Here is a 6785-nt window from a genome sequence, read left to right on the forward strand (position 1 = left end):
GTCGTGCCGGGGCGGGCCTCTAACGCGCTGTGGTGTCCTTGCCGTCGATGACGTCGACAATGTATTCGGCGATCGCGAGCGAGGAGGTCGCCGCCGGTGACGGGGCATTGCGCACAGCCGTGACGGGGCCGAGCCGGTCGATCCGGAAATCATCGACGAGGCTGCCGTCCGCGTCGAGGGCCTGGGCCCGGACCCCGGTACCGCCCCGCACCACATCCGCGGCGCCGATGGCCGGAATGTAGCGCTGTGCCCTGCGCATATACGCGGCCACCGACAGCGAGCCGTACATCTCCTCGATCCCGGTACGCCAGTGCTGCCGCGCCATCCGGCGGAATCCCGGCCAGCGCACGGTGTCGGCGAGGTCACGCACCGAGAAGTCCTGGCGCCGATAGCCTTCTCGGGCGAACGCGAGCACCGCGTTGGGGCCGACCTCCACCGTCCCTGACACCCGCCGGGTGAAATGCACCCCCAGGAACGGGTACCGCGGGTCGGGTACCGGATACACCAGCCCGCGCACCATATCCGCCTTGTCGCCGACCACATTCATGTACTCGCCCCGGAACGGCACGATCCGCGGGCCGGGGGCGGCGCCCGCCAGGCCGGCCACCGTATCGGCGTGCAACCCCGCGCAGACGATCACCCGATCCGCGCGCAGCATGTCGTCACCCGTCCTGATCTCGATTCCCGTCACGGCCGGGGCGATCCCGTCCACCGCGCACGACAGACGCACCTCGCCACCGGACTCCACCAGATCCGCGGCGAAGGACTCCGCGATCCGGCGGAAATCGGTGATGGCGGTGCGCGGCGAATACAGTGCCGCGATCCCGGCGGCGAACGGCTCGATATCGGCGATCTCCGCCCGATGCACCCGTCTCAACCCGGGGACCGCGTTATCACCGGCCCGCGCCCGCAGGGCCTCGAGCCGGGGCATTTCGTCGTCGTCCACCGCGACGACGAGTTTGCCACATTCGTCGTAGGGCAGGTTCCGCTCGACGCAGTACTCGCGCAGCAGCGACCGCCCCCGCGCGCACAGCACCGCCTTCAAACTCCCCGGCCGATAGTAGATCCCGGCGTGCACCACCCCCGAGTTGTGGCCGGTCTGGTGCGCTGCGACCCGATCTTCCTTCTCCAGCACCACGATTCGGTCATCGGGACGCCGCCGGGCGAGTTCCCGCCCGATCGCCAGTCCCACGATCCCGGCCCCGACGATCGCGACGACCTGCTCACCCATATATCGGTTCCCTCACATCACGTTCGGCCGCACCCGGCCCTTCTCCAGCAGCCATGGCTGTTCCAGCACCGGAGGGGGTGCTCATGCAGGCATGGTTTCAGGTCGGGTGGTCTCGGGCCACCCACAAGCGCCACCGGACCACCCCACGGTGAAACACTCCCGTGCGCCCGCGAAGTCAGCCCTCCGCCGCCAGCTGACCGCAGGCCGCGGCGATCTCCTGACCACGGGTGTCACGCACCGTACACGGCACACCCTGGGCTTCGACCCGGCGCACGAACTCCCGCTCCACCGGTTTGGGGCTGGCATCCCATTTGCTACCGGGGGTGGGGTTCAGCGGAATGACATTCACGTGCACCCGGGGGCCCAGCGCCTTGTGCAGTTTCTGGCCCAGCATGTCCGCGCGCCACGGCTGGTCGTTGATATCCCGGATCAGCGCGTACTCGATGGATACCCGCCGGCCGGATTTGTCGGCGTAGTAGCGAGCGGCGTCGAGCACCTCCGACACCGGCCAGCGGTTGTTCACCGGAACCAGGGTGTCGCGCAGTTCGTCGTCGGGGGTGTGCAGGGATACCGCGAGCGTCACCGAGAGGTCCTCATCGGCGAGTTTGCGGATCGCGGGAGCCAGACCGACCGTCGACACCACCACATTGCGCTGCGAGATACCGAGACCGTCGGGGGCGGGCGAGGTGATGCGGCGTACCGCGTTCACCACCCGCTTGTAGTTCGCCAGCGGCTCGCCCATTCCCATGAACACGATATTCGACAGGCGCCCGGGACCGCCGGAGACAGCGCCGTCGCGCAGATCGGCCGCGGCGGCGCGGACCTGATCGACGATTTCGGCGGTCGAGAGGTTCCGGTTCAGCCCGCCCTGCCCCGTCGCGCAGAAGGGGCAGGCCATACCGCAGCCCGCTTGGCTGGAGATGCACAGGGTGGCCCGATCCGGATAACGCATGAGCACGCTTTCCAGCAGGGTCCCGTCCCCGGCTCGCCACAGCGTCTTCCGGGTCTCCCCGGCATCACAGGCGATCTGCCGGATCGGAGTGAGCAGCGGCGGGAACAACGCCTCCGCCACTTTCTCCCGGACCGCGGCCGGTAGATCGGTCATCTCCGCCGGATCGGCCTGCAACCGCCCGTAGTACTGGCGCGCGACCTGGTCCGCGCGGAACTTCGGCAGGCCCAGCTCGAGCATCGCGTCCCGACGGCCGTCGGCGTCGAGGTCGGCCAGATGGCGCGGCGGCATACCGCGGCGCGGGGCGTCGAAAACCAGGGGCAAGGAGACGGTCATAGTCCTACCAGTGTGTCATCTCGATGAATGTGACCCGTGCCGAGCCACCGCGCGACGAGAGCCGGGCCGATATCGACCGGCGGGCCGGAAATCCGTGCGCAGTCGATAGCTGTCGGCAATCATCGACATATGGCGACTTCTGACGAACCGACACCCGAGACCCGCGCGCTGCCGAAAGAGCCACCCACGACCCCACCGGCCGCACCCACCGGACGGAAACCCGCACCCGATGCTACCGGCCGCAAATCGGCGGCCGATACTCATCGACGCAAAGAGGTGGAGAAATCCCGGGTGGGCAACGCCTGGGTCGCGCTGATCGTGGCGGCGCTGCTCGGCATCGTCCTGCTGATCTTCATCCTGCAGAATTCGGAGAGCACCGAGGTGGAGATGCTCTTCTGGAACTTCTCGTTACCGCTGGGTGTGACAATCCTGCTGTCGGTGATCGCCGGAGCCCTGGTGATGGCACTGGTGGGTGGGGTCCGCATCGTCCAGCTGCGCCGTGCCGTACACCGCGACTGACCGGCCTCGGAGCATGCTCAGAGCAGGGTGCTGAGCACCAGCCAGGACACGAACGCCGAGGGCAGCATCGAATCGAGCCGGTCCATGATGCCGCCGTGCCCGGGCAGCATGGTGCCCATATCCTTGATGCCCAGCTCACGTTTGATCTGGGATTCGACCAGATCGCCCAGCGTCGCCACAACGACCAGGCCGATACCGAGCACCACGCCGATCATGGAATTGGCTTCGAGCAGCAGCGTGACGGTGAGCAGCCCGCCGATGATCGCGAAGACCAGCGACCCGCCGAAACCCTCCCAGGATTTCTTCGGGCTGATCGAGGGCACCATGGGATGGCGGCCGAACAGCACCCCGGCGACATAGCCGCCGACATCGGAGCAGACCACCAGGATCATGAAGGTCAGTACCCGAAGATTGCCGTCCGGCTCCTCGAGCAGGAGGAGCACCGCGAACGATGCCAGCAGCGGGATCCACGCCAGGGTGAACACCGTGATGGCGGTATCGCGCAAGAAGTTGCGCGGGGCCGTGCGCAGACCGTGATCGAACAGCCGCCACACCATGCAGACCAGCGCTGTCGCCGCGAAGGCGCCGGTCACGCCGCCCGGCCCGAACGGCCAGCCCGACCAGAACACCGCCTGACCGCCGACGATCAACGGCGTCCGGGGCACCAGCACATCGGCTTCCCGTAGCCGCTTGGCGACCTCCCAGGTGGCGATACCGACCGCGACGCCGGCGACACCGATGAACACCTTGGGTACGAACAGCAGGACGGCGATGCACAACACCCCGAGGGTCGAGCCGACCGCCAGGGCCGCGGGTAGGTTCCGGCCCGCGCGCGACCGCCGGGGTTCGGCGCCCGCGGGCGCTCCGGCGGCCCCAGGCGCTCCGGCCGCCCCGGGCGCTCCCGTCGGTGCCGGTGTCGGTTCGGATATGCCCTCGGCCGGCGGCTGCGGTCGGGCCGCACCGGTCGCGGCGGCTTTCTCGGCCACGATTGTCCCGTCGCTCAACTCGTCGTCGTTCCGTTCGTTCCCACCCGTTGCGGGCGTCACTCGCTCCGCTGTTCCCATTGTGCGGCAGTTCGCCGGCCGGAGGGCCGGCTGAATTACCGAGCCGGTGCCCGTTCCTACGAACACCGTATTCCGCGCGGCACCTACCGCTCGTGCCGCTTCGGACGTCCCGCGCACCGGCCACGACCGGCACGCCTGCGCAAGGTACCACCGCGGAGACGACGGGCTCACCGCCCGGCCGCCGCTTCAGACCTCGAGCAGTTCGGATTCCTTGTGCTTCACCAGGTCGTCGATCTGGCCGACGTATCTGGCGGTGGTCTTGTCCAGTTCCTTCTCGGCGCGCCCGACCTCGTCCTCGCCGGCTTCGCCGTCCTTCTGGATCCGGCCCAGCTCCTCCATGGCCTTACGGCGCACATTGCGGATCGCGACCTTGGCGTCCTCGCCCTTCTGCTTGGCCTGTTTGACCAGCTCCCGGCGGCGCTCCTCGGTGAGCTGCGGAATGCTGATCCGCAGGATGTCACCGTTGTTGGTCGGGTTCACGCCCAGGTCGGAATTGCGGATCGCGGTTTCGATCGGGCCCAGCTGCGCCTGCTCGTAGGGTTTGACCACCACCATCCGCGGCTCCGGCACGGTGATACTCGACATCTGGGTGATCGGGGTCGGCGCTCCGTAATAGTCGACTACCACCCGGGCGAACATCCCCGGATTCGCGCGCCCGGTACGGATTCTGCCGAGATCGTCCTTCGCCACCGAGACGGCCTTCTCCATCTTCTCCTCGGCGTCGAAGAGCGCTTCTTCAATCACGACCGTTCCTCCACTGCGTCGTCATCGTCATGACCCGCGGGCCCGCGGTATCAGGATCGAACCAATGTGCCGATCTTCTCACCGGCCACCGCCCGGGCGATATTGCCCTTGGTCAACAAATTGAACACCAGCATGGGCATCTGGTTGTCCATGCACAAACTGAACGCCGTCGCGTCGGCGACCTTCAGATCGCGTTCGATCACTTCCTTGTGCGTGATCTCGTGGTACATGGTGGCGTCGGGATCCAGCCGCGGATCGGCGTTGAACACGCCGTCGACGGCCTTGGCCATGAGCACCACCTCCGCCCCGATCTCCAGCGCGCGCTGCGCGGCGGTGGTGTCGGTGGAGAAGTACGGCATTCCCATACCGGCGCCGAAGATCACGACGCGACCCTTCTCCAGATGCCGCTTGGCGCGCAGCGGCAGGTAGGGTTCGGCGACCTGGCCCATGGTGATGGCTGTCTGCACCCGGGTGTCCACACCCTGCTGCTGGAGGAAGTCCTGCAGCGCCAGGCTGTTCATCACCGTACCGAGCATGCCCATGTAATCGGACCGGGCCCGCTCCATCCCGCGTTCCTCGAGTTCGGCGCCGCGGAAGAAGTTGCCGCCACCGATCACGACCGCGACCTGCACACCGGAGCCCACGACCTCGGCTATCTGCTCCGCCACGGTCTCCACCACGTCGGGGTCCAGCCCCACCGCGCCGCCGCCGAACATCTCACCGCCGAGTTTCAGCAGTACCCGTCGATATCCTGGGCGGTCGGTCCCCGGGTACGTCATCGGCTGGCGTCTCCTTCGGCAATCGGTGTGTTCGCGGTCGGTCGTGCTCATCGTGGTGGCGGGCGCGGACGCCGAGGCCCGGCACCGCCCGCTGCCGGCCCGGTCCGAGCGTGAGGTGGCACCCCGGGCGCGGCACCAACGGAAAGCGGCCTCTATCCTGCCCTACCCGCCCACGCGCCTCGGTACCAGGGACCCCTGCGGCCCGATCTCAGAACGAAACCCCCGCCGCGTCCACCGCGACGGGGGTTTCCTCCGGAGTCGAGGATCGGCTCAGGCCTGGCCGACCTCGAAGCGGGCGAACTTGGTGACCGTGACACCGGCTTCGTCCAGCAGCGCCTTGACGGTCTTCTTGTTGTCGGTCACCGACGGCTGCTCCAGCAGGACGACGTCCTTGAAGAAACCGTTGACGCGGCCCTCGGTGATCTTCGGGAGCGCGGCTTCCGGCTTGCCCTCTTCGCGGGCCGTCTGCTCGGCGATGCGCCGCTCGTTCTCGACGATATCGGCGGGAACCTCGTCGCGGGTGACGTACTTCGCCTTGAGCGCGGCGACCTGCATGGCGGCCCCACGGGCAGCTTCGGCGGCGGCCTCACCGGAACCGGTGTACTCCACCAGCACGCCGACGGCGGGCGGCAGATCCGAGGCCCGCTTGTGCAGGTAGGTGGCGACCGGGCCGTCCAGGGAGACGACGCGACGCAGCTCCAGCTTCTCGCCGATCTTGGCGGCCAGCGCCTGCAGGGCCTCGTCCACGGTCTGGCCGTCGAGCGCCACGGCCTTGAGCGCGTCCACATCGGCGGGCTTCGCCGCCGCCGCGGCGGCGGCGATCTTATCGGCCAGCGCCTGGAACTCGGCGTTCTTGGCGACGAAGTCGGTCTCGGAATTGATCTCGACCATCACGCCGTCCTTGGCGATGACCAGGCCTTCGGCGGTGGTGCGCTCGGCACGCTTGCCGACATCCTTGGCGCCCTTGATGCGCAGCAGCTCGACGGCCTTGTCGAAATCGCCCTCGGTCTCGACCAGCGCGTTCTTACAATCCATCATTCCGGAGCCGGTGAGCTCCCGCAGCCGCTTCACGTCAGCGGCGGTGTAGTTCGCCATCGGGGGCGAGCCTCCTTCGAGAAAGTCTGATACCGGGCGGTGGTGGTCACGGCTCGGCGAGCCGTGAC

Annotated in this window: 7 protein-coding genes; 1 reads left to right on the top strand and 6 read right to left on the bottom strand. The window is 68.0% G+C overall.

Annotation, left to right across the window (positions count from 1 at the left end):
- Positions 1-19: 19 nt before the first annotated feature.
- Both lhgO and rlmN read right to left on the bottom strand, forming a co-directional pair.
- Entirely contained in the window at positions 20-1231 is a 1212-nt protein-coding gene (gene lhgO / locus ABZV91_RS27730; RefSeq protein WP_355247724.1) for an L-2-hydroxyglutarate oxidase, read from the bottom strand.
- Positions 1232-1406: 175 nt separating this feature from the next.
- Positions 1407-2516: a 23S rRNA (adenine(2503)-C(2))-methyltransferase RlmN gene (rlmN, locus tag ABZV91_RS27735; protein ID WP_355247726.1), complete on the bottom strand. Its 1110-nt coding sequence runs from the start codon at positions 2514-2516 to the stop codon at positions 1407-1409.
- A 129-nt stretch (positions 2517-2645) separates the two neighbouring features.
- Here rlmN and ABZV91_RS27740 point away from each other — a divergent pair, with 129 nt between their 5' ends.
- A complete protein-coding gene (locus ABZV91_RS27740) occupies positions 2646-3035 on the top strand; it encodes a lipopolysaccharide assembly protein LapA domain-containing protein (RefSeq protein ID WP_355247729.1) in 390 nt (129 codons plus the stop codon).
- 17 nt (positions 3036-3052) lie between these two features.
- Here ABZV91_RS27740 and ABZV91_RS27745 read toward each other — a convergent pair whose 3' ends face one another.
- The 4 genes from ABZV91_RS27745 to tsf all read right to left on the bottom strand — a co-directional run bounded on the left by ABZV91_RS27745 (position 3053) and on the right by tsf (position 6717).
- Positions 3053-4021 (bottom strand): phosphatidate cytidylyltransferase, encoded by a 969-nt coding sequence (locus tag ABZV91_RS27745; RefSeq protein WP_355247748.1) that lies wholly within the window; start codon positions 4019-4021, stop codon positions 3053-3055.
- Between the two features lie 264 nt (positions 4022-4285).
- A complete protein-coding gene (gene frr, locus ABZV91_RS27750; RefSeq protein WP_355247732.1) occupies positions 4286-4843 on the bottom strand; it encodes a ribosome recycling factor in 558 nt (185 codons plus the stop codon).
- A 50-nt stretch (positions 4844-4893) separates the two neighbouring features.
- The gene (gene pyrH, locus ABZV91_RS27755) at positions 4894-5622 is read right to left on the bottom strand and encodes a UMP kinase (protein ID WP_355247735.1); all 729 of its coding nucleotides are present in this window, start codon (positions 5620-5622) and stop codon (positions 4894-4896) included.
- A gap of 270 nt (positions 5623-5892) precedes the next feature.
- Positions 5893-6717: a translation elongation factor Ts gene (tsf, locus tag ABZV91_RS27760; protein WP_039825845.1), complete on the bottom strand. Its 825-nt coding sequence runs from the start codon at positions 6715-6717 to the stop codon at positions 5893-5895.
- Positions 6718-6785: the final 68 nt, after the last annotated feature.

The sequence above is a fragment of the Nocardia sp. NPDC004568 genome (assembly GCF_040609955.1).
GTDB lineage: Bacteria > Actinomycetota > Actinomycetes > Mycobacteriales > Mycobacteriaceae > Nocardia.

Coding starts and splice junctions, on each gene's coding strand:
- lhgO (WP_355247724.1), bottom strand. CDS start 1,231: ATGGGTGAGCAGGTCGTCGCGATCGTCGGGGCCGGGATCGTGGGACTG.
- rlmN (WP_355247726.1), bottom strand. CDS start 2,516: ATGACCGTCTCCTTGCCCCTGGTTTTCGACGCCCCGCGCCGCGGTATG.
- ABZV91_RS27740 (WP_355247729.1), top strand. CDS start 2,646: ATGGCGACTTCTGACGAACCGACACCCGAGACCCGCGCGCTGCCGAAA.
- pyrH (WP_355247735.1), bottom strand. CDS start 5,622: ATGACGTACCCGGGGACCGACCGCCCAGGATATCGACGGGTACTGCTG.
- tsf (WP_039825845.1), bottom strand. CDS start 6,717: ATGGCGAACTACACCGCCGCTGACGTGAAGCGGCTGCGGGAGCTCACC.